Origin of the sequence: Legionella sp. 39-23 (genome assembly GCF_001897665.1) — a bacterium.
Classification (GTDB): Bacteria; Pseudomonadota; Gammaproteobacteria; order Legionellales; family Legionellaceae; genus Legionella; species Legionella steelei.
This window is the reverse complement of record NZ_MKTO01000009.1, coordinates 141,212-164,608: the sequence shown is the minus strand read 5'-3', so window position 1 is coordinate 164,608 and position 23,397 is coordinate 141,212. Positions and strand designations below refer to the sequence as shown.

Genomic DNA, 23,397 nt, shown 5'->3' with positions numbered 1-23,397 from the left:
ATAGAGATTTTAACGATTTTTTTGCTGAAGCTGTACTACCCATAGATGAAGTAAAAAAATCGTTAAAATCTCTTTGAAAATCATAATCCTCACTACGATTTAATTATTTTTTAGGTTAAAGAAAATACGTGGGCTTTGAAAGATTGATTAAAAAACATCAAGAACGGCATTTAATAGCTGTTGTGTATAAACTTCTTTGGGTTCCTTGAAAATCATCTCACAGCTTCCGAACTCAATCCCTACCCCACCCTTCATAACTAACACCTCATCGGCAATATAGGAAACAACCCCCATATTATGGGTAATGAATAAGTAAGAAATGCCTGTTTCCAGCTGCAATTCTTTTAATAAATTAAGAATTTGCGCTTGCACAGAAACATCCAGGGCACTGGTAGGTTCGTCACAAATCAAGATATCAGGTTCTGTAGCTAGAGCCCGCGCAATACAAATTCGTTGCCTTTGCCCACCAGAAAATTGATGTGGGTAACGCTGTAAACTGCTGCTAGGCAAATTAACCTGATTCAATAGCTCTTTTTGCCGTGCGTTAATTACCGAACGTTTCATCCCTTGAGCATGCATGCCTTCGGCGATTATGTCACCTACCGTCATCCGCGGATTCATAGAAGAAAAAGGGTCTTGGAAAATAATTTGTACTTTTTTCCTGTACTCTCTTAACGCACGCCCTTTTAATGCCAGCACATCATGTTCTTTATAAAATAATTCTCCTCCAGCAATAGGTAACAAACGCAATAAAGCACGACTGGTCGTTGTTTTACCGCATCCTGACTCACCTACTAATGCTAATGTTTTTCCTTGTTGTAGACGAAATGAAAGATTATCTACCGCTTTAAATAACGTTTTACGACGGCTGAATATCCCTTTTTTCTGGGTAAAATCAACCGATAAATCCTTCACGGTAAGTATCGTTTTTGTCTCAGTAGTGGTGCCACTCCAAGCTATTTTGTTTTTTTGCAAGGGAGGTAATTCATCATGATCAGGATATAAATGACAGCGTACCAACCGTCCTGCTTGCTCTTGTAATTGGGGTTCCTCCTCGGAACATCGCGAAAATGCGTAAATACAGCGTGGGTGAAAACGACAACCGGGAGGCATCTCTTCCAAAGCGGGCACAAATCCACGAATTACAGACAGACGCTCCTCTCGTTTAGCCATAGAAGGCACTGAAGCCAATAATTGCTGTACATAAGGATGTTGTTTGGTACGTGAGAAAAAATCATCCACAGTGGCTTGTGCTACTACTTGACCTGCATACATCACACACACACGAGATGCCATAGCTCTCAACACACCAAGATCATGAGTAATCAGTAGCAAACTCATCTGATGTGTTTTTTGTACTTTTTTTAATAAAGCAAGGATTTGGGCCTGAATGGTCACGTCTAAAGCGGTTGTTGGCTCATCTGCAATCAAAATATCTGGTTTACACGCCAAAGCCATAGCAATCACTACGCGTTGTTTCTGTCCCCCAGACAATTGATGGGGGTACTGATGAATTCTAACTTCTGGCTGGGGCATTTCTACTTCATGAAGTAAAGACAATAATGCTTCCTGTAATTCATGTGTAGTAAAAGAGTTACATTTCACCAAAACCTCGGTCAGCTGCTCACCTATAGTCATCACAGGGTTAAGCGCAGTCATTGGCTCTTGAAAAATCATCGAAATCTTGCGGCCTCTCAACTGCCGCATCATTTGCTCCGGTAAATCGAGAATATCTTGTCCATTCATCTGGATTAGGCTATTCATTCCATAAACACCAGCCTTAGGTAATAGACGCATCAAAGCAAGAGATGTTAAGGACTTACCGCAACCCGACTCCCCCAACAAAACCAGGGTTTCACTAGGATATAAATTAAAGCTAATCTCATCCAAAGCAGAGACCGTTTTATGGTGATCTTGAAAAGCTACAGATAATTGATGAATTTCAGCACTAGTTTCTTGCATATATGTTCTGTTTAATCCAGATTAGACAAGGCATAATCCAGAAAAGTGTCCCTACTTACTCCTAGATTAAGATCGATTTAAATCTAGGCATCAATGACAACATTCTGATTTGCTCCCGCTTGCAGAAAAGGGGCTCTTTATAATAGATTTACAAAAGGAACATTCGTCTTTCGTCCTACTGTATCATAATATATGGTAAAATAAACGTAACTTTTATTTGAGAAATACCCCATGTCTGAAAACTATACAGCCCAAGCAATTGAAGTCTTAAGTGGACTCGAACCTGTTCAACGACGTCCCGGCATGTATACCGATACGACGCGCCCAAACCATTTAGCTCAAGAAGTGATTGATAACAGTGTCGATGAGGTATTGGCTGGCTTTGCAAGTCATATTCGTGTCACCCTTCATGAGGATGGTTCTATTGAAGTAGAGGATGATGGTCGCGGTATGCCCGTGGATTTACACCCTCAATTAGGCTTAAGTGGTGTGGAAGTCATTATGACTCGACTGCATGCAGGAGGTAAATTCTCAGATAAAAACTATAGCTTTTCAGGCGGATTACATGGTGTAGGGGTTTCTGTAGTCAATGCTTTGTCTGATCGTCTTGATGTCACCATCAAACGCAACGGAATTACTTACCAAATGTCTTTTGCTAATGGTGATAAAGTATGCGAATTAAATGAAACAGGCGTCACAAAAAAAAGGGATACAGGCACCATTATTCGTTTTTGGCCAAATCCTAAATATTTCGATACCACCCGTATTTCAGTAAAACATTTAACACATGTGCTCAGAGCAAAAGCAGTCCTTTGCACCGGCTTGTCCATGACTTTTGTCAATAAAACAAGTAATGAAGAAATGAATTGGTGCTATGAACAGGGGCTTATTGATTATTTAAATCAATCATTACCTGATGGAGATTACCTACCTGAAGAACCATTTACAGGTGAATTCAAAAGTGATGAAGCAACTGTTGACTGGGCGTTGGTTTGGGCCAATGGGGGAAGCAGTGATTTTAGTGAAAGTTATGTGAATTTAATCCCAACGATCCAAGGTGGTACCCATGTGAATGGCTTTCGCTCTGGTTTATTTGATGCAATGGCGGAGTTTTGTGAGCTAAGAAATCTACTCCCTCGGGGAATAAAACTTACCGCAGATGATCTGTGGGAACCCTGCCAATATGTATTATCGGTTAAAATGAAAGAACCACAATTCGCAGGTCAAACAAAAGAGCGCTTAAGCTCGCGTCAAATTTCAGCATTTGTCAGTAACGTGGTTAAAGATGCTTTTGCACTTTGGCTCAATCAACATCGTAATCAAGGTGAAGCCATTGCCTCTTTAGCAATCGAGCGCGCACAAAAACGTTTGCGACAAGCCAAACAAGTGGCACGTAAACGAGTGAGTCAAGGCCCTGCCCTCCCAGGAAAACTAGCTGATTGCTTGCTTACAGACCTAAGCCAGGCTGAATTATTTTTAGTCGAGGGAGATTCAGCAGGAGGTTCTGCAAAACAAGCACGTAATAAAGACTTCCAGGCAATTTTACCATTGCGTGGAAAAATTCTTAATTCCTGGGAAGTGGATTCATCACAAGTTTTAGCCTCTCAAGAAATTCACGACATCTCAGTAGCTATTGGGGTAGACCCCGGCTCATCTGATCTGAGTGGACTTCGCTATGGTAAATTATGTATTCTCGCCGATGCAGACTCAGATGGCGCACACATTGCAACATTAATCTGTGCTTTATTTTTACGTCATTTCAAACCACTGGTCCAAGCCGGACATGTATTTGCAGCTATGCCTCCTCTTTATCGAATTGATGCGGGCAAAGAAGTTTATTATGCCCTGGACGATGAAGAGAAAAACCGTATCCTCAACCACTTGGCACAATCATCTCGAGCGAAGGTCAATGTACAACGTTTTAAAGGTTTAGGTGAAATGAATCCGATTCAATTACGTGAAACGACTATGGATCCTAATACCAGGCGCTTGGTTCAATTAACCTTGGACGATGAACAAGGGGCTGAAGCAATTATGGATATGATGTTAAATAAAAAACGTGCTAGTGACAGAAAAGTATGGCTAGAGAGCAAAGGCAACTTAGCTGAAGTTTAATTTTATAGCCTGGGTGCAGCGAAGCGGAACTGGGATCGCTGCCACTACATTCCTGGGTTCCGCTTCGCTGCCCCCAGGCTATAATACTGAATTTGTGTTGGCCTTGTTATCTAGGTCGCGTCCCTAAACACCTTGGTCCAACCTACGTCTTTATTTATGCAAGCCATTCTAAGCGACAAGAAATCACCACCTCAACAAAGGGATCACATTAGAATAATCATCTGTCCATAAAAGCTGTTCGTCGCTTGCATCAAATCGCCAATTGCTTCCTTTCATGAGTTGAAACGCAAAATCTTCATTAGAGGTCAAAAAAACCCACTCTGAATCAAACTGAGTTAATGCAGGAACCCCTTTACTATTTAAATAAAACACCATCAGCTCCAAAGCTCTTCCAGCAGCATTAATCACTGGTAACAATTGTAAGTGTCGATTACTTAAATTAATCAGTATTCCACCATCTTTAGTAATTTTTTGTTGGTATAAAGTAAATGCTTCGAAAGTCAATAAATGCACAGGTATTGCATCGGAATTAAAAGCATCCACGATTAACAAATCTTGCGAATGATCAGATAATTGCTCCACAGCCAATCGCCCATCATTTCGTATAATGGTCGCATGTACGGGGCAATCTCGTAAGTAAGTGAAGAGTTGAGGATTTTTTGCCAGTCCGATAACCTGATCATCAATTTCAATGACTTTAATTTGATCCTCCTGTCTGAATTGACACATCATCGTGCCAATACCTAAACCAATGATGGTTACAGACAAAGGACTCTTTTGTTGTTGCATTACAGCAACTATAGAACTAATTGCTCCATAATAAGAATTACCCCCATTAGGTTTTTTCTCTCCCATAACTTGCAATCCATGTACTGTAGACTCATTAATTAATGCGTGCACTCCGTGTCTATCAATTACTTTTTTTACCCCATAAAAATTACGTTCTTGTAATAAAATAGTATCATCTTGCAATAATGGTGAAAAAATAAACCCAAATAAAATCAATAATGATAAGATCAAACTGGTTCTATCTTTTTGCCAAACAACGATTAGAAGTAACGCTAGAAAAGCACATACTTGAAAAGATGAAAGACCTCCTGGCCAATGAATGTCGAGGATGCAGTAATGCAACAACATAAGAATCAAAACCACCATAGGCAACCACCAAGCACTCTTCTTTTTGTATTGAGGCAAAGCAAATAAACTGAGTAAGAGTGCTAAAGGATATTCATAAACCTGATTAAACCAATGCGGCGCTAAAATTCCATTAAATACTCCAGCAAGTACGCCACCAAGAGCCAAGCAAAAATAAAATAAGGTAAGTAATTGTGGTTTGGGCCTACTTAAATACAATTGGCCATGACACAGTAACGCCAGAACAAAAAAGTTTAACAAGTGAAACAAAATACTTTGCCAAATCTTGATTTGGCTTGCAGTTAAAATAAATCCGGTGATTGGAAAAATAAGAAAAAATAGACTATTTCGTACTATCCATGGGAATGAAATTAGAGGCTTGCTCGTAAATATAAGTACAAAAGTAAGCAGATACAACGCCAAAGGCAATACCCAGAATAAGGGTGTTGCTGCTATGTCCGTAGTAATATACAGAGTCACCCCAAGCATTAAGCTGCATGGAACAAAACTTAAAAAAATCCAATACAGTACTTTTTGCCACTGCCAATCGCGCACTTCTGTATTTTGTTTTTCTAAAGGTTGATAACGCCGAGCAAATAAAATAAGCCCCAATAGAACCACATAGAACACATACCCGACATTCCATAAATGGAATTGATTTTTTAATCCAATAAAACGCTCTATCACCCAAGGATAAAGTAATAAAGACAAGAGACTCCCCAGATTTGAGGCAGAATATAAAAAATAGGGGTCAGTCGCTCCTTTTTCTTTAGTCTGACTGTATGCAAACTGTAATAAAGAGGCTGAAGCTCCAACTACAAGTAAAGGAAGTCCCAATTGGGTTAACAAATTAAATAAAATACTCCATTCAGGAGAGTTATTGATAGTCACCGGTCTAAGTAAAAGGGGAAAAACTATAAAGCTCAAAATAATAAGAACACTGTGCGTCAATCGCCATACTACAGGCTTATTAAAAACACTAAGTATTGCGGCATATCCATAAGCAAACAACAGGATCACTTGAAAAAAAAGCATGCATACAATCCAAACTGCCGGTGTTCCTCCATAAACAGGCAACAACGATTTTGCAACCATAGGTTGAATACTAAATAATAGAATGGCGCCTAAGAACAAACAGATTGGGAATAAAAAACGCACAAAGCATCCTTGATTAAAAATTCATTCTTATAAAAATAGAATTGTAAGATTATAAAAGGGATTATTCAACCAAGCCCAAATACCGCTAAAAACACCAAAGTGCACTTTTTATATCTTTACTTTTAAAATGCAGAGGCACAGGCTATTATCATTATTTTTATAGTTTAGGAGCAAACTATGGATAGTTTTCCTAGAGAAGATTTTCCTAATGTAAGCACAAGCGGTTACGAACAAATAAGGGATACAATAAAAACGGGAGATCTTTTATTTGCTTCAGGGAACTCTTTAATGTCTTCGATGATTAAAGGGGCAACCAATAGTGTGTGGAGTCACATCGCATTTATTGTACGTCTAGAAGCCATTGATCGAGTCATGGTTATGGAAAGTGTTGAAACCATTGGTGTACGTACTGTTCCTTTAAGCAGCTATGTACGCAATTATAATGGCAGTGGCCAGGGATACCCTGGGCGATTAATGATCGCACATTATCAGAATTTCCCGATTGATGCTTTTGCTAATCTATCCAAACAAGCAGTTGATTTACTTGGTTACCCTTATAATACAGAGGAAATTCTTAAAATCGCTGCACGCATCGGGATGGATGCTTTTGGTTTTGACAAAACAAGTGCAGAGGTAACCTCGCCACATGCATTTATTTGTTCTGAATATGTGGCCATTTGTTATAAATCCGCTGGCATTACAATAGATTATAACCAAGAGGGCTTTATTGCACCGGCAGATTTTGCTCGTTCGCCAGAAGTACAACCTATGTCATATATTGCTACTGAGTAAGGAACTTCCCTTCTCCTTATGGGAGAAGGTGCCCATCAAGGCGGATGAGAATATTGGTTTTTAACTGATTTAAGCCATCTCACCTATTCTTTTAAAATCTTTTTCACCGAAAATTGCCGAGTGAAATTGATAATATTTAAACTCCAGTAAATTATTGCTTGGGTCTTTCAAGAAAAATGATTGATGTTCAATGCGAGTATCTTTAAAGCGAGTTTTGAGTGGAATTTCAAAAGGAATGTTTTCCTTTTTAATTTTTTCCAGGAATGCATCAAACTCGTGTCGTTCCAGAAAAATCAAACCAAAATGCCTTGGGTAGATGCCCTCTTGAGGAGAGGGAAGAGTATCAATTTTATGTGCCACAATTTGATGATTGCCAAACTCTAAAATTAAGGCATGTTCCGATTCACGCCCTAATGAAAAACCTAATTTATGGTGATAAAAATCTTTTGCTAATGCGAAATCATGAATTGGGAACGCAAGATGAAATAAAGTATTCATGCATAGGGCTTCTTATTGGGTCTTTTTTTATAGAATAGTAAACACACTAAAGTCTAAATGATATAAAATTTATATTAATTAAGAAATAAGTGTGTAAGAATATTTACTCTATTTAACTCAATTCAAAAGATAAAATGCATTTTTTTGATTATATAATTCACATCGATGTTTATTTAAATGCCATTGTTTCAACTTATGGATTTTGGACCTATTTTCTTTTATTTGCAGTGATTTTCTGTGAAACCGGGCTTATTGTGACACCTTTTTTACCTGGTGATTCCTTGCTGTTTGCTGCTGGTAGTATTGCTGCCCAATCTGGAAATCCATTAAATATTTCAATCCTATTTCTACTGCTTTTTCTTGCCTCAGTTTTAGGAAACCAAATCAATTTCCTAGTTGGTCGAATACTTGGGCCACGCATTTTTTCCACGGATAAATCCTGGTTGCTGAATAAAAAGCATCTACAAGAAACGCATGCATTTTATGAGAAGCATGGTGGAAAGACGATAGTTTTTGCTCGTTTTCTTCCAATTATACGTACTTTTGCTCCTTTTGTAGCGGGCATAGGAACGATGCGCGTTGTTCATTTCTCACTATACAACTTGATTAGTGCCTTAATTTGGATTGGGAGTCTGTTAAGTTTAGGTTATTTCCTCGGTTCAATTCCCATAGTAAAAGAAAACTTCGCCGTGGTAATTTATGGTATTATTTTTATTTCTATTTTACCGCCTATTATTACTTTGTTGAGCTGCAAACGAACTGGTTCTGACTGAGGAGAGGAATTCTCGAGCCTGATTTTTGAGTACCGAAGCACAACATATACCTCTTGTCATGTTTCGACAAAAATAGCTAAATAAACGTAGGCTAGGCTGCTAAGCCTCGCATTTAATTTAATAACGTACCAAAATATTTTTTTCTTAGAACCACCATCGATAAGAAACTTGTTAGTTGAGTTTTATGATGGATATGAGAGTAAGAATTAATTCAGCAAACGCCGGGCTTAACAGCCCAGCCTGCACTTGGGATGACAGGTAGACATTAATCCGCAATCAATAATTGCGATAGCATACCATTTTGAATCCACCCCTTGAGATAAGAAGCAGCAGTCATCCCCACTTCCTCAGGTGTTACCCACTGACAGAGCCCCTCACAAAGAGCACCAAAAGATAGTCCTTGTGATACACCATCCAAAAGCCAAGCTTCTTGTTGAGACAAGCTATAAAATTGGAGCATATATTCTGGTGCACGCCATAAAACCCAAGGAGTGAATGCCTCATTTTGCTGTAATTCAGGTAACTCGTGATCATAAGTTAGGGCTTGCCAAAGAGAAACTGCATTCCAAAAATAATTAATTCGCTGTAGAGAGGGATGAAGAACAAATTGTAAATTAGCCCAGGCTTCAGGAGGAACAACAGCCATGTCTTCAACTCGTACTACCGGTGTATCAGCAGCATCAAAGGCCAAACACATTTTCCATTCAAAATCAGCAAGCTCAGCCAAATAGGGATACTGTGGGTAATTGTGCTTTATAAACTCAGGCAATAAATCCCCATACCAACGTATGGAGCGATAACACGAAGGATGTGCCTCAATATAATAAGTCGACAACTTATTAAATTCCTCCGTGCCTAAATAAGCATACAAGGCAGAAAAACTTGTGCTCAAACTTTCAATCAATCTGAGTTTATAGGCATCACCATAAATACCTAAGCGAGTATCCACTGAAACCAATTCAGTTTGCACAATAGAATCATGAATCTCGCTGTGCTCTGATAATAAAAACTTTTGAAATTGATTTTGTAACTGTGCAAGCTCGGTCATACAAGCACCTCTTCAATCAAAATAGATTCTGCAATTCGTCTTGCATGATTTATTTCTGCAAGTAGCTCAGCAAAGGGAGGCATATTATCATCTCGTTCAACCATCGTTGATATAGGGCCCAGGCGTTGCAATGTTGCAGCATAAAGATCCCAAACGGGTTGAATGACAGGAGCATCATGTGTATCAATAATGTAATTACCATGATCCGAGTGACCAGCTAAATGGATCTGAGCTATGCGCTCAGCGGGCATAGAAAAAATATAATCCATAGGATTAAACTGATGATTTACGGAGCTCACATAAATATTATTTACATCTAGTAAAATATAACAATCTGCTTGTCTTACAATTTCTAATATAAATTCCCATTCAGACATTTCAGATTGTTTGTAAGTCAGATAACTAGATACATTTTCGATTAAAATGGGGCGTCCTAAAAAATCCTGAACCTGCTGAATTCGTGAAACAACATGATTTACCGCCTCACGTGTATAGGGAATAGGCAATAAATCATGGGCATTAATTCCGTTAACCCCTGTCCAGCATAAATGATCAGAAACCCATGCTGGTTCGACCCGTGCTGCTAATTCTTTCAGTTGCTTTAAATATTCTCTATCCAAAGGGTCAGTACTACCTAACGAGAGAGAAACACCGTGCATCACTATGGGATAGTGGGCTCTTATTTGGTCAAGATAGTATAGTGGTTTTCCACCAGGAACCATATAATTTTCGGTGAGGATCTCAAACCAATCCAAATTAGGTTTTTGCGTCAAGATTTCTTCATAATAATCAGGTCGTAATCCCAATCCAAAACCTAGAAAAGGCATTTTTGGGGCTAATTTATATTTTGAGCTATCCATGTATTATATCCGGGGAAAATGTGGACCAGGCATGCGATGCATGCCTGGAGTAACGCAATACTCAATCAGAATTATTGAACAACAGTACCACCAGCTTTTTGGCAATCTTCTTTAGACATTTCGCTCATGCCTTTGCCTTTGCAAGCATTTTGACCTTTACAAGCGTTATCAGCACCTTTGCAAGCGCCTTGGCCTTTACATGCATTACCACCTTGGCATTTAACCATACCAGAAGCAGCATCAGCAGCGAAAGCAGGAGCAATAGCAAACATTGAAGCAGCACCAATTGCAAGAGCAACGCCTGTTAATTGTAATTTATTCATTTACTTAATTCCTTTTAGAGTTAGTTATAAGCAATAGGCAAAATATAATTTAGCCAATTGCATTTTAGAAAGTAATTTTTAATTTTGTCAAGTTACCTTTGAAAAATAATGGTTTTCCTTTAAATCACTTCTACTTAAAAACTCACACTTTGTCGTGCTTATGTGAAAATTTGTATCGATTGCCACTCAGATAAGGAGCAATATGAGCATTTCACCAACTTTTGTCTTATATTAAAGAATATCTCATTGAATTACCTAAGAATTATTATTTGTTATAAGATTCACCACTCTTAGGTGAAACAATGTCTATAATCAAAATAATTAATATAATAAATTATAACGATATATATGAATAATCCCTTATTCACACCAAAAGAGATTTATGAGTTCATTAAGAATCATGAGCCTTTTAGTTTTATGAGCTCAGCATGCCTTTTAAAACTTTCTCGTGTTTTGGAAATAGAATCTCGAACTGGTGATTCCCTTTTGATTAAAAAGGGAGAAACATTGAATGACCTTTACATTCTCATTAAGGGACGCCTTTACTATCAAGTAACAGACCCAGACGGGAATGTGACCTTTCAAGGTGAATTACAGGAAGGAGCAATTATCGGTGAAATGGCGCTTTTGTCTGATTTACCCCGTTCTGCTAATGTGTACACACTGCGTGATAGTATTATCTTAAAATTATCAAAAAAGAACTTTTTGAAATTATGCAAATCATATCCAGAACTTTTAAATAAAATAACCCAATTCACGATTAAACGATTAACAGACTCATTGCAAGGGACTCCTGTAACGGCATCACGTAATAAATCCATCGCCCTGGTACCTATAGGGCCAATATCCGACCTAGAATTTCAATTACAAGAAATGATTTTCCGCTTCTCTTATGGAGAAAAAATTCTTTTATTAACCAGTAGTTATTTGAAAGATAAAAAAGACCTGCTGGATGTACATGGAAACATGAGCAATGAAGGGATTTTATGGATTAACCAACTCGAAAAGGAATACTCCTTTATTTTTTACTTGGCTGATGAAAAGATAACGAATTGGACCAAATTTTGTGTACGCCAAGCCGATTCAATTGCATACTTAGCACTCGCAGAAGAACATGATGTTAACTTATCTGAAGTAGAACAATATGCATTAAGCATGCAGCATAATTTTGTCAAGCGCAACGTATTAGTCCTGCTACACCAGACAGCAAACCCACCTCTGAATACTCAAAATTGGTTAGAAAAACGAAATGTAAATTCCCACTTCCATGTTCGCAGTAACACCGAAGCAGGCATTTCACGAATGATGCGCATCTTTACTGACAACACCATTTCTTTGGTTCTCAGCGGTGGCGGCGCCAGAGGTCTTGCTCATATAGGAGTTTATCGTTTGTTAGAAGAACGAGGCATACCTGTAGACTATATTGCCGGAACAAGTATGGGCGCGATGCTCGCTGCCACTTTTGCTATGGGATATTCTTCAGCTGAGCTCATGAAATTGGTTGAAAATTATTTGATCAAAGGAACTAAAATTGATTTTACCTTCCCATATATTGCAATTGCTACCGGAAGAAGAGCAACAGACAGTTTGATCGAGCTCTATGGTGAAAACAGTAAAATTGAAGATTTATGGCTGAACTACTTTTGTGTATCCACAGATTTAGTGAGCAAAAATTTATATGTCCATGACAGAGGATTATTATGGGAATCCATTCGCTCTAGTATTTCTCTTCCCTTTATCTATCCTCCGGTATCTTTTAATGACAAACTACTTATTGATGGTGGGGTACTTAATAATATACCCACCGATGTCATGAGACAGTACTCACACAGCAGTAAGATTATTGCCTCCAATATTAACAACAATACACTCTTTAAACTGAGCCCATTGCCCTACTCACTTTCTGGCTGGAAATTGCTCTACAATAAATTCATGGGGAAAGAGTCAATATTACCCCTTAGTTTAGGTGAGTTAGTGTTAAGGCTCTTAACCATCAGTTCTCATCAAAATACGGCAAAAATGATGGCCATGGCAGATTGCGGCATCACTTTAAAAGTAGATAAATACGGCATTTTGGATTTTAAAAAATTTGACGAAATTATCGAAACAGGTTATCAACAAGCAAAAGCGCAGCTGCCTGCCCAAAATTTAGCTGAGCTTTTAAAAAGTAACGCCGGTTATAATGAATCCCTCTAATTCTTGTCATTCCTGCACAGACGGGAATCTATCCATAAAATTAATACTTCCCTTTGTTTGAGAGATGGATTCCCGCCTGTGCGGGAATGACACTATATGTAAGCAATATGTCTATTAAAAACACCATATTATTGTTTAAAAAAAGGGGGCTACCTCAGACTGCTAAGCCCAGCATGAAACAACGCCAATTAGTTTCTTTCTTAAGAACACCACGGATAAGTTACTTGTTAATTGGGGTACAGTGATGAGTTTTATAATGGGCATTTGGGGGCATAAGAAATTAATTCAGCAAACGCTGGGCTTAACAGCCCAGCCTACATTTGCTTCGCTACTTCTTTGCTTTTCTCGCCATAACCTGATCAAAAATAATTCTTTTTCCTGGAGGTAATGATGCTCGTCGCAAAGCCATCATTTCCTCCACAGAACCTTGGACACAATCAGCAGTTAGCCTATCAAGAATTAGAAAACCATTTAAGTGATCGATTTCATGCTGTAAAACCCGAGCATAAAATCCCTCTTCAATTTGTTGATGCAACTGACCTGACTCATCATAGTAACTCACTGTGATTTGCTCATAACGAGGAACTTTGCCAGACTTGCTGGACACAGAATAACACCCTTCAAAATCAGAACTCACCCCAGAACCGGCCACTGGTTCGTAACTTGGATTAATCATAATATGCATGGGATAGAATTTTTTCACATTATCCCGCAGTAAGGTCGCCTCTTCAGGAATATAAATTGCAATAATTCTTCGTGAAAAATTAACCTGAGGTGCAGCCAAACCAACCCCACCCAATCCATGTAATTTACTTTTCATAGCAGTAATTAAATCTTTATCTGCTTGACTTAAAGGAAACTGAATTTCTTGAGCTTTATTTTTCAGAACCTGACGGTATTCCGGCTGCTCTATAGTAACGATATCCATTGCCATACTCGTTGAACTCCCTATTAGGAAAAGGAATAACACCATACGAAAACGCCAGCTCATATAGTTACTGCGTTTTTTTCAAACTTGTAGTTTGTGCTGCAAAATAATCACTTGCCTGATACATATGATCTGCATCAATACCCACTCGCAACGCTTCAACTAAATCAGCTTGGTGTTGGCTAATCACACGCAACTCAGAAACGGGAACGTCTTTAAGTTGCTTAGTAACCAAATAATTCAGTAACGACATGGTTGAACTAGGATTCATCGTTTGCGTTTGATCCTGGGTTTTAAACAGCTGGTAGCGATAAGACAGGCAAAGAAATATACCGGGTGCAATTTCAATAGGGGTTTTATCTTCTTTAATGCGGACATCCACATCCCGATAAAAATTGAGGTCTGGATATTCTTTTCGCAACATATTGAGAATCTGTAGCACATGCAATTCATTGGTATTAGCTATGAAATAAATAGGATCCATTTTAGGTTTAGGCTGAGACTCTGAAGCTTTCTCTTCTTTTTCATCACGTCGTTCTGCTTCACGAATTAATGCGGGGAGATAACCCGCTTTTGCCGCATCCCAACCAACTTGTGAATTCCACGCCTCTTCTAGGAGCATCATTGGAAAAGTTGTGGAATACAACTGCTTACTCTGCAACCGCTCCATTTCACCCTTTTTAGGAGTTACATTCTTAAGAAAAGAGAAAATTTGCAATAAACGCTCGAGAAATTGTTCTGTAGTGAGTTTACCTAAGCGATATGGCTGAATTAATTTAGAGTCATTCATAGCTAATTGATACATAAGCCAGGCTGAGTTTGTCCACGATTGAAAAAAACTGGAACAGCAGTAAGAACCTTTTTTAGAATATTGATCACAAATGTCTTTAAATGCCTGGACACATGTACTTGTTGGATGTAACTCATGAATGGATGACAAATTAACAATTAGTGGCATGACTACAATACCCCTGTTACTTTTCGCGCGATCTTATCCCAAATAATAGGACGTTTCAAATTAAGACTTCCCTTATGTTTCATTCCTGTTCATGATAAAATGACTTCTTTCCCAAACGTTTCTATTTATGCAAAACACCATACATCTACGTCGATTAAATCACCTCGATGAAGCTCGTTTTCTCCTGAGCATGCAAAAAAGCCGTGATTTTCATTACCCTTTTGTTACTGCTCCTCAAACCCCTGAGGAATTTCAAGCTTATTTACAAAAGTCTTTACAAGAAGATCGCCGATGTTTTTTAGCATTAAATCAAAACGAGGACATTATCGGTATATTTAACATTAGTGACATCGTGCAAGGGGTGTTTCAAAGTGCTTATTTAGGTTATTTCGCCTCAGTAACCCATGCGGGTCAAGGCTTAATGAGCCAGGCATTAAAACTGGTTTTAAAAGAAATTTTTTCAGACTTAAAATTGCATCGAATCGAAGCCAACATTCAACCGACTAATATCTCATCCATACATTTAGCGACTAAAAATGGATTTCTTAAAGAAGGTTTCTCACCAAGATACCTGAAAATAAATGGCGTATGGTGTGATCATTTTCGTTTCGCCTTAACCTACGAAGACTGGTTAGCAAATCAATAGAACAATTCTATCTCTTAAATGCTTGTAGCAAAACTGATAAGTAATCTGATAACAAATTAAAGAATCCTTATAGAAAAGTCAGATTTTCGCTCAATATGCGCCAAATAGGGCTTTTCTACTACCAAACTCTGGACAATAACTGCCTATAACCCGTAATCACTTTATCTGCAGTTAAAAATTGATGTCGATCATAAGTAGTCATCAAACCAATCACCTGCATACCTGCTGCTTTGGCAGCTTTTACTCCGTAGGGTGTGTCTTCGATAACCAAACAACGCCCAGGAGCAACATCCAAACGTTTTGCAGTTAATAAATATCCTTCAGGTGACGGCTTCCCAACCTGCACATCTTCAGCAGTAACAATCGCATCAAAATAAGCATGTAATTTTCCCTGCCGAACTTTAGAAAGTACTGTGTTTATCTCAACACGGCTGGAGCCACTGCAAATAGCAATTTTTTTTACCTTAAGAGCAATTTTAAAAAGAAACTGGTCAAAATCTACAATCAATGGTAAGGGTTCACAGGTATTAATAATGTGTGTATAGGCGGCAATTTTTTGCTGAATCAGGTGTTGAATTTCTGCTTCAGAGTATCTCAGCCCCATATTGTGAAGCAGCTTTGGGAGCATGTCTTTGTCAGATAAGCCCAGGTAGTGCGCCATATATTCCGAATAACTTATTGTTATCCCTAATGGCTTAAGTGCACGACAATATGCTTCATAATGAATAGGTTCACTGTCTAAAATAACCCCATCAAAATCAAAGATAATCGCGTCAAACATAATATCCAAAGTTCATTTTATCAACTAAAAACCACTGTATCATGTATCACCTCAACACGTAAGAGGACTTATTGATATGAACATATGCATGCACGAATAAATAATACATTGTTGTCTAAATTTTTGTCCGACCAAGGCCCATAGCCGTCAAGCTAAGAAATAAAATTAAAAGAAAAGGACAATCAAAAGTAGATTAACTTTTTTTATATGTTGACGAGATAAAAGGTATGCACGTTTACGTAAACGTGCATGCTCGTGCGCTTGAAATATTTATCAAGGCGTTACGCTATGTACATAATGTTCTGTTTCTATATGTGGTTGTTTTACAAAATGTACTGACGGTTTTAAGGTACTTTTTTTGCTAGATCCTTCTTGTTGTTGTACAACAGGGTTTCCAAGCTGAGTCATCGCTCTTGATACATCAGGGGAACTTTCTTCTCCAGACGGAGATACATGTTCAACGTGTGATGATTTTTCTTGGCGCGGTATCCTAGGCTCACCAGTATATTTCCCTTCTATTACTCCAGTTTTTTGATTAATGACTAAAACATAGGGAGGGGTATACAATGAAGAGTTACCTTGGGTATTGGTCTTATAAACTCTGCGTGTTTCTGCGTAGTCAAACGCGGATTCCATGCCAAAAACATCTTGGAAAAAAGCCCAAAAATTCTTTCCATGTCCAAACAACCAACAATCTCGCTGATCTACAGTATCAATCAGTGCTCGAATATCCTTAATTTTATCACCATGATACTTTAGGTCCTGACAAACATCCGGTTTATCACTATTAGAAAGGATTTTATTGCCGTGTTCCTGTATTTTTTCCGCAGCACTCTTTCTTTTTTCATAAAGCAAATCAAAGTCTCGATCACTGTAAGTCCAGATGGCAAGTTTTAACAGAAGTTTTCTAATCGGAGAAGTCCAAAAAGAAAGCTGGTTATATAACTCCTGCATATCAGCGACGGAACGAACATCATAGCCAGATGGTGCAATACTGTTTTCTGCTAAAAAAGACAAAACCCTGATGTCTGCATTCTTAATTTCCAAAGGAGTCGCCAAACCAGCAGTTTGCATCGCTCGATTCATTGGCGAAACAGCAATCAACGGAGGATGTTCTTGAGGAGCATAGCATAACAAAGCACCACTGGAGCGATTCGTTTTTGCCATATTTCGCTCCGCTTCTTCTGAAATCGCTGTATTAGGACTTACACCCAGCTTCTTTTGATCCCAAATACTGCACTGTCCATGGCGACTAAATAAAATATGGCCAGTAATTTCCATGCCTCGCGCATTAAGATACAGTCTATCTGCTTCGCGAAGCATACGTAAAATGTGCTGAAGCTGCTCACTCTGAGCCACATTTAATTGTTTTATAAGTCTATTAACTTCCGTTAAATAGGCTGTCTCCAGAAGTTGGAAAAGTCTTGCAGACTGTTGGTGTTCATTTGTCTGAGCTGACTGTGAGCGAATCTGTTCTACTGTTTCAAAAAACGACATTAAAGCACCACAAAACAAACAACATTTTTACTTATTGTACAGCAAAACACAGGTGTTGATAAGATTCATTTAGCATACTGTTAGGCTATATTGATCGGCATTCAAAAAAACCTCTTTACCCAGCGGTAACACACAGCGTCGGGAAAAATGTCCATAAGGAAAATTCTTAATACAGGGAACGTTGAGGCGTAATGCCCACTCCTCAATCACATCATCAACTGTTCCATCACGTTTTGGAAAATACTTTGCAGTACAACGCGCAAATTGCCCAAAAATAACTCCGGCAACTTGGGTAAAAACTCCAGCTAAATCCAATTGGGAGAGACGGCTGTCGACTTGATATGGTTCAGCACCGACATCTTCCAGTAATAAAATGCAGTCTTTCACTTCCGGTTGAAAAGGCGTCCCCATTAATGCAATCCAAGACTCCAGATTCCCGCCAACTAGTCTTCCTTTAACCGCACCTGGCTGCATGGTTTGCCCTTTTTTGATTTGAAATGACTCTCCTTTTAGGCACGCCCAAAGCGTTCGCTCAATTAAAGAATCAAGTTTACCTGCAGCCAAATCGCCAAATACAAAACCAGAACAGGAAATAATTCCTGCGTTCTTAAATAAAGCGGCTTGTAACGCAGTAGTATCACTAAATCCGCTTAAATATTTAGGCCGAGAACGGATCAATTCATAATCAAGAAGCGGGAGTATACGCTGTGATCCATAACCTCCTCCCATCGCCATAATCACTTTGATTTCATCATCCATAAAAAAACGCATAATGTCTTTAGCTCGATACTCATCCTCTCCGGCTAGGAAGCGATCTACAGCGTTCACATGTTCTCCTAACTTTATTTGAAAACCTTTTTGTTCTAAATAGGAAATACCGACTTCCAACAAACCAGGTACCATGGGGCTCGACGGAGTAACCAAGCCAATGGTATCCCCAGGTTTTAATGGTTCTGGGTACATGTAACGCATCCTCATTCTCCAAATTGGCGTAGGCTGGGCTGTTAAGTCCAGCGTTTGTTAATTAATTTACACTATCAAAAAAATGATTTGGAAGTTAAATACTGGGCTTATCAGCCCCAACCTACGCCTTTTTTGGAAGCGCCTCCGTTTACGTAAAACATTTTTCTCGAACATTTCATGTCAATTGATTAATTATTGTCCTTTTAGTATAACTGCAGTATAATTCGTTTTCTCAAAACTTGTTACTTTTGAAACTTGCTACACATTGTAAGGATTTATCATTATGCCAGGTAATTCAGTAGCTGAAGCTCGAAAAAAATCGCTTGCAGAAGAGAATTTTCATGCACCATCATCGTTTCAATGGCTAAGAAATGCTGGGCGTATCTTTTTATTTATACCCACACAGCTTTTTATGGCGAGTGGCATTTTTCCAGCCCAAACACTTAGTACACTAAGAAAAATACCTGGCTTAAAATCAATCATAGGTTTTATCGCACGAAAAACAGGTAAAGATTCTCGAACCGCATTAGAAATTTTCAATCAAGATTTTCAAAAAAACCACCTGGATAAACTTGTTGAACAGAGGTCAAGCTGGCTTGATTGGTTCAATAAAAATCCCAAAGCAAACCAATTTAAGCAAGTCGATCAATTAATTACAGAATACACCCACACTCCATATCAAACCGATTTTGGCAGAAATGTGACGCTTGAAACATTTAGTTTTGCAAGCACACAATTTGAGACAATAGCTCCAGAAGATCAGTATTATCGTATTCATTGTTCAGGAAATGCTGGAAATTGTGGTCGTTTTTTTGGTGAATTGGCTCAATTAAGCATTAACCATCCTGAATTAAAAACAATAACCTATAACCATCCTGGCGTGGAAGGCAGCGACAGCATCACAATGAGTCAAGATGATTTAGTTAATGCCCTTTTTGCACAGGTGGTCGCTCTACTTAAAAAAGGAGTAAACCCTAGCCATATTGAACTAACTGGATTTTCAATTGGTGCAGCTACCGCAGCAGCAACAGCCAAAAAGCTACAAGATTATCGCTCTGATCTCTATCCCCAAGGCATCCAAGTTAATCTGTTTTGTGACAGAACGTTGAGTACTATGGCTAATGTGGTTACTGACAAATTACCTATTTTAGGAGCTCTTTTTAATTTCGCTAAATTAATTCCTGGAATTAAGGAAATAATACATTATGCACTTCAACCGTTAATTAAATTTTTGATTATTACACCGCTACTTTACCTCACCAATTGGAATATGAATCCTGCAGCTGCATATAATGAAATTCCTGCAGAGCGTAAAGCCTTAACCGTTGTAAAACCTCAAACATCAGGTCGTGGCGATGGCAAGTCATTCTTAAAATACTTAGGTAGGTTTACAAGTTGGTTTAAAGTAGGAAATGGTGATAAGACGATTGCAATGCATGTGTCTTTGCTTTCAGGAACTGAAGATGATGCCGCTAAAAAGACATGGAAGAAAGACTTAAACAGTTATGCTGAGAAACCAAACAAGGAATTACTACAACATTTAAAAGCAACGGCAACCAATGCGATTGCTGCGAACGCTATATCCAGATTAGAACGAGTCGAAGTGACCTCTGAAAATCCACAGGAATTAATTCATTTGGCACAGTTTTCTACTAAAGGAAGACGCTTACAAGGTACTACAGAGTCTGATGCCCATAATGTGACTGCTGATCTTATTGAAATACGTGATATCCGTAAAGATCCAGAGAAGCAGATACCTACTGACGCATTCAAAGCTTTAGGCATGCCAAAAGATTCACCGAATACGTTACTGAGTTACTATTCCATATTTCACCAAGCAGTAAAAAGTAACAATCAATTCAAGCCTCAATTGGAACGTCATGAAACGCTCTCTTATTAAGCCAAGATAGTCAAACATCTCGCTTCTTGTGGGAGGGTTAGGGCGTTGTTGAATGAATAGTTTGAAAGAATATGATAATGACCAAACTGCATCTTTGTCATTCCCGCACAGGGTGGGAATGACACATGATTTTTTCAATAAAGGCCTAGAAGGGAGTTGCCTTATGAACTTGACAAAGCAAGAAGATGAACCAGACTTTAAGAACCATAAAAGGAATTATTTGATGTGATGAAAAACCCCCTATTATCTAAGAGCGGTTATCATATTAGAGCCGCGGTTAAATAGGTTATGGAGTTTAATTGGAGGAAAGTATGGCTACTTCAAAGAAAACTAAGGAAGAAAAACCTTTGATGAGCGAAATTGAAGCGATTTATAAGCGTCGCGCTGTACGGAATTACACCTCGCATACACTAGATAAAACAGTTATTAATTCATTGCTTGATGCTGCAGTGCAAGCACCTACGGCTATGGATGAAGAGCCTTGGTCCTTTGTTGTCATTCAAGACCAAGAGATGCTGGACAGTTTATCGAACAGCGTGAAAGCATTGATTTACACTGAAACTCATAATTATCCCAAAATACAAATGAAGCATCTGCAAGAGCTCGTGAATAACCCTGATTTTCATGCATTTTACAATGCAAGTACACTTATTGTTATTTACAGTAAATACCATGGCCCTTTTGTCGCCGCAGATTGTTGGTTGGCTGCTGAAAACTTAATGCTGACTGCCTGTGCACAAGGGCTTGGCACTTGTGTTATTGGTCTTGCGGTTTTAGCGCTAAATACTCCAGAGTGGAAAACAAAACTGGGGCTTCCCTCTGATATCAATGCAATTGCGCCAATTATTGTTGGTATTCCAGCAAGTGAACCGCCTGCGGTACCTCGTAAATCACCAGAAATTCTAGTATGGAAGTAAAATTAACAATAAGGACATTTGATCATGAAAAAGAATCTATTTTTATTCTTATTATTGGCACTCAGTTTTCCTTTAGCAGCCAAAAATTCTGATTTTAAGCTGTGTAAAAGTAAATTTGCCCTATGTACTACGGCACCATGTAATCCAATACCTGGCGGAAAAAAAGGTTGGGTTTCTTGCCACTGCAGCGTACAAGATGGATACTCAGTAGGCACAAAACCCTGTTCTGGTGTCATGAAAACCAATAAAGGACAACTCGTTAAATCACGCTATTATCCTATTAAATCCTATGCAGTGTGCAAAAACGATCGTCCTTGGGCTTGGTGTTTGGATAGTCCTTGTGTCATTGATAAAAAAGATCCTACAAAAGCGACATGCTTATGCTCCGTAGTCAGCAATAAAGGGCCTTACATGATTGTTACCGATACATACACTAAAGATACCTGTACGACTGGTATGTACTCATCCGCAACAGTTAAGGATGGAGAGCAGATAACCAACTTTTTAAAAGCTCATGAAGAACTTCCTCCTTTCCCCATTAAAGTGATAAATAAGTAGGACGTGTTCTATAATTCTCTCGTCTATGTGCCGCGAACAAGTCGTAGCACATAGACCCGACTTCATCAAAACACCTGTTATGAGGCTTGATCCGCAAGCAAATCATGCGTTGCTTTTTGATACGTATTTAAAAAGTTATCTTGCACAACTACAGCCATGTTATCAATAGCTTGTACCATTTCTGTTTTCTTAAGAACACCTGTTTTAAATTGCCATTTGCGAGGTAAAGTAAGCCTTGAACCGAGCTGAGAAAGGGATTGTTGTGTTTGTGGTAATTTTTGAACACTATAGGATTGCATAACAAATACATTACCTTGGGGATCGATGAGCTCAAAAACAGGCTTACCAGCGTCATAAACCCAAGTTGTTTTACGAGCAACTTTTCGTTGTTCATAGGCAGGATTTAATAATAAGTCCTTTAAACTAATATGGATTACTCCGGCTTCTCGCATTGCCAGTCCATTAAATTTTTTAATCTTAGTATTTACCAAATCGGAGTTTTGCATTCCATCAATCATCCAATAGCGAGGACCATTGAAATGGACATGTGGAGTACCTACTTCTTTTTGCACATTCTCGGGTGTTATTTTACTCCAAATGTCTTGTGGGCAATCATTAAGTCCGATGGTGTTATAGACGGCATAATCCATGAGGTTTTTACTATAAATAATCTCACAATAACGCTGTCCGCGAAGATTCGATTTTTGTGCTGCAGAGGAAAAAGATGGAATAATCAATAAAGCCAATGACATAGCAATAAAAACATTTGTATAGCCCCTACGACACATAAGTACCTCCTGTATGTTTTATTTAAAAAAATCCTCCAAAAATAATACATAAGAAACACAATTAAATACAGTTACTACGCTGATTAACGTGAACGTGTGCGTGCCCGAAAAAGCTGGTATGATTTTGGTAAGCAAAGGTACATTTCGTAATAACAATGGAGTTGAGCAGCACGGTTTTGGATTATGTTTTATATTCCAGCCCCCCATACTTTTACGTGGTTAAGGGGCAGCTTCCATACTTGATCCGCTTCAAGCTCTTGCGCTTGTTCTGTAGTTGTATCCGTTGGTTTATTACGTTCATCAAGAAATTCAAAAGGATTATCATCAAAAGTAACAGCTATATTGGTAGTAAGTGGATTATTAAATTTACCTGGCCGCACAATAGTAACTACAACAGTTCTCATCTCTTTCGTCCGTTTATCCCCATAGCTCTTTATTTTTATAATTTAATTATAGTACTAACAAGCAAAACTTATGGAGAATAGGACTCGGATCAATTTAAAATTGCTCTATGAGGCTCTTCTTATTAAAGCTTCTAAAAACTAAGGTTTACTTATTGATTTCTATGAGAAAGTTGTTTTTACTCATATTGTTCTTCTTCA

21 protein-coding genes are annotated in these 23,397 nt (G+C 38.4%); 8 read left to right on the top strand and 13 right to left on the bottom strand.

The window, feature by feature from the left end:
* Positions 1–147: 147 nt before the first annotated feature.
* Positions 148–1,962 carry an ABC transporter ATP-binding protein gene (locus BGO44_RS05175; protein ID WP_273201589.1) on the bottom strand — a complete coding sequence of 605 codons (1,815 nt, stop codon included), beginning with the start codon at positions 1,960–1,962 and terminating at the stop codon, positions 148–150.
* Between the two features lie 231 nt (positions 1,963–2,193).
* Here BGO44_RS05175 and parE point away from each other — a divergent pair, with 231 nt between their 5' ends.
* Entirely contained in the window at positions 2,194–4,077 is a 1,884-nt protein-coding gene (gene parE / locus BGO44_RS05170; RefSeq protein ID WP_273201591.1) for a DNA topoisomerase IV subunit B, read from the top strand.
* Positions 4,078–4,260: 183 nt separating this feature from the next.
* On the opposite strand, the gene BGO44_RS05165 is transcribed toward parE, so the two are convergent.
* Entirely contained in the window at positions 4,261–6,369 is a 2,109-nt protein-coding gene (locus BGO44_RS05165) for a fused MFS/spermidine synthase (RefSeq protein WP_273198788.1), read from the bottom strand.
* Between the two features lie 177 nt (positions 6,370–6,546).
* On the opposite strand from BGO44_RS05165, the gene BGO44_RS05160 reads away from it, so the two are divergent.
* Positions 6,547–7,161, top strand: a complete 615-nt coding sequence (locus BGO44_RS05160) for a YiiX/YebB-like N1pC/P60 family cysteine hydrolase (RefSeq protein ID WP_058512068.1) — start codon at positions 6,547–6,549, stop codon at positions 7,159–7,161.
* 69 nt (positions 7,162–7,230) lie between these two features.
* On the opposite strand, the gene BGO44_RS05155 is transcribed toward BGO44_RS05160, so the two are convergent.
* Positions 7,231–7,659, bottom strand: coding sequence for a VOC family protein (locus BGO44_RS05155; RefSeq protein WP_273198791.1), 429 nt, complete (start codon positions 7,657–7,659; stop codon positions 7,231–7,233).
* Positions 7,660–7,793: 134 nt separating this feature from the next.
* Between BGO44_RS05155 and BGO44_RS05150 the strand changes: the two genes are divergently transcribed.
* Entirely contained in the window at positions 7,794–8,432 is a 639-nt protein-coding gene (locus BGO44_RS05150; protein WP_058512066.1) for a DedA family protein, read from the top strand.
* 265 nt (positions 8,433–8,697) lie between these two features.
* Here BGO44_RS05150 and BGO44_RS05145 read toward each other — a convergent pair whose 3' ends face one another.
* From BGO44_RS05145 to bufA2, 3 genes are all read right to left on the bottom strand, one after another.
* Complete coding sequence (locus BGO44_RS05145) at positions 8,698–9,480, bottom strand: HvfC/BufC N-terminal domain-containing protein (protein WP_058512065.1); 783 nt, start codon at positions 9,478–9,480, stop codon at positions 8,698–8,700.
* Complete coding sequence (gene bufB, locus BGO44_RS05140; protein WP_273198795.1) at positions 9,477–10,340, bottom strand: MNIO family bufferin maturase; 864 nt, start codon at positions 10,338–10,340, stop codon at positions 9,477–9,479. Before bufB ends, BGO44_RS05145 begins: the two co-directional genes overlap by 4 nt.
* Positions 10,341–10,411: 71 nt before the next feature.
* Positions 10,412–10,663, bottom strand: a complete 252-nt coding sequence (bufA2, locus tag BGO44_RS05135) for a BufA2 family periplasmic bufferin-type metallophore (RefSeq protein ID WP_273198798.1) — start codon at positions 10,661–10,663, stop codon at positions 10,412–10,414.
* 348 nt (positions 10,664–11,011) lie between these two features.
* Between bufA2 and BGO44_RS05130 the strand changes: the two genes are divergently transcribed.
* Complete coding sequence (locus BGO44_RS05130) at positions 11,012–12,859, top strand: patatin-like phospholipase family protein (RefSeq protein ID WP_058512062.1); 1,848 nt, start codon at positions 11,012–11,014, stop codon at positions 12,857–12,859.
* 328 nt (positions 12,860–13,187) lie between these two features.
* Here BGO44_RS05130 and def read toward each other — a convergent pair whose 3' ends face one another.
* Both def and BGO44_RS05120 read right to left on the bottom strand, forming a co-directional pair.
* Positions 13,188–13,793: a peptide deformylase gene (def, locus tag BGO44_RS05125; RefSeq protein WP_273198799.1), complete on the bottom strand. Its 606-nt coding sequence runs from the start codon at positions 13,791–13,793 to the stop codon at positions 13,188–13,190.
* A 61-nt stretch (positions 13,794–13,854) separates the two neighbouring features.
* Positions 13,855–14,745 (bottom strand): hypothetical protein, encoded by an 891-nt coding sequence (locus BGO44_RS05120; RefSeq protein WP_058512060.1) that lies wholly within the window; start codon positions 14,743–14,745, stop codon positions 13,855–13,857.
* 127 nt (positions 14,746–14,872) lie between these two features.
* Here BGO44_RS05120 and BGO44_RS05115 point away from each other — a divergent pair, with 127 nt between their 5' ends.
* Positions 14,873–15,391 carry a GNAT family N-acetyltransferase gene (locus tag BGO44_RS05115; protein WP_058512059.1) on the top strand — a complete coding sequence of 173 codons (519 nt, stop codon included), beginning with the start codon at positions 14,873–14,875 and terminating at the stop codon, positions 15,389–15,391.
* 118 nt (positions 15,392–15,509) lie between these two features.
* Here BGO44_RS05115 and BGO44_RS05110 read toward each other — a convergent pair whose 3' ends face one another.
* The 3 genes from BGO44_RS05110 to BGO44_RS05100 form a co-directional block, all read right to left on the bottom strand.
* Positions 15,510–16,172, bottom strand: a complete 663-nt coding sequence (locus BGO44_RS05110) for an HAD family hydrolase (RefSeq protein ID WP_058512058.1) — start codon at positions 16,170–16,172, stop codon at positions 15,510–15,512.
* 273 nt (positions 16,173–16,445) lie between these two features.
* A complete protein-coding gene (locus BGO44_RS05105; RefSeq protein ID WP_273198803.1) occupies positions 16,446–17,669 on the bottom strand; it encodes a histidine phosphatase family protein in 1,224 nt (407 codons plus the stop codon).
* 69 nt (positions 17,670–17,738) lie between these two features.
* On the bottom strand, positions 17,739–18,641 hold the full coding sequence (locus BGO44_RS05100) for a S66 peptidase family protein (protein WP_273198805.1): 903 nt from the start codon (positions 18,639–18,641) through the stop codon (positions 17,739–17,741).
* Between the two features lie 274 nt (positions 18,642–18,915).
* Between BGO44_RS05100 and BGO44_RS05095 the strand changes: the two genes are divergently transcribed.
* The 3 genes from BGO44_RS05095 (at position 18,916) to BGO44_RS05085 (ending at position 22,007) form a co-directional block, all read left to right on the top strand.
* Positions 18,916–20,532 (top strand): type IV secretion protein Dot, encoded by a 1,617-nt coding sequence (locus BGO44_RS05095; RefSeq protein ID WP_273198808.1) that lies wholly within the window; start codon positions 18,916–18,918, stop codon positions 20,530–20,532.
* 311 nt (positions 20,533–20,843) lie between these two features.
* Positions 20,844–21,449 carry a nitroreductase family protein gene (locus BGO44_RS05090; protein WP_273198810.1) on the top strand — a complete coding sequence of 202 codons (606 nt, stop codon included), beginning with the start codon at positions 20,844–20,846 and terminating at the stop codon, positions 21,447–21,449.
* Between the two features lie 24 nt (positions 21,450–21,473).
* The gene (locus tag BGO44_RS05085; protein WP_058512053.1) at positions 21,474–22,007 is read left to right on the top strand and encodes a hypothetical protein; all 534 of its coding nucleotides are present in this window, start codon (positions 21,474–21,476) and stop codon (positions 22,005–22,007) included.
* Positions 22,008–22,084: 77 nt separating this feature from the next.
* Here the strand turns inward: BGO44_RS05085 and BGO44_RS05080 are convergent, their stop codons facing one another.
* Positions 22,085–22,795, bottom strand: coding sequence for a hypothetical protein (locus BGO44_RS05080; RefSeq protein WP_058512052.1), 711 nt, complete (start codon positions 22,793–22,795; stop codon positions 22,085–22,087).
* 188 nt (positions 22,796–22,983) lie between these two features.
* On the bottom strand, positions 22,984–23,199 hold the full coding sequence (locus BGO44_RS05075) for a hypothetical protein (RefSeq protein WP_273198813.1): 216 nt from the start codon (positions 23,197–23,199) through the stop codon (positions 22,984–22,986).
* Between the last annotated feature and the right edge of the window lie 198 nt (positions 23,200–23,397).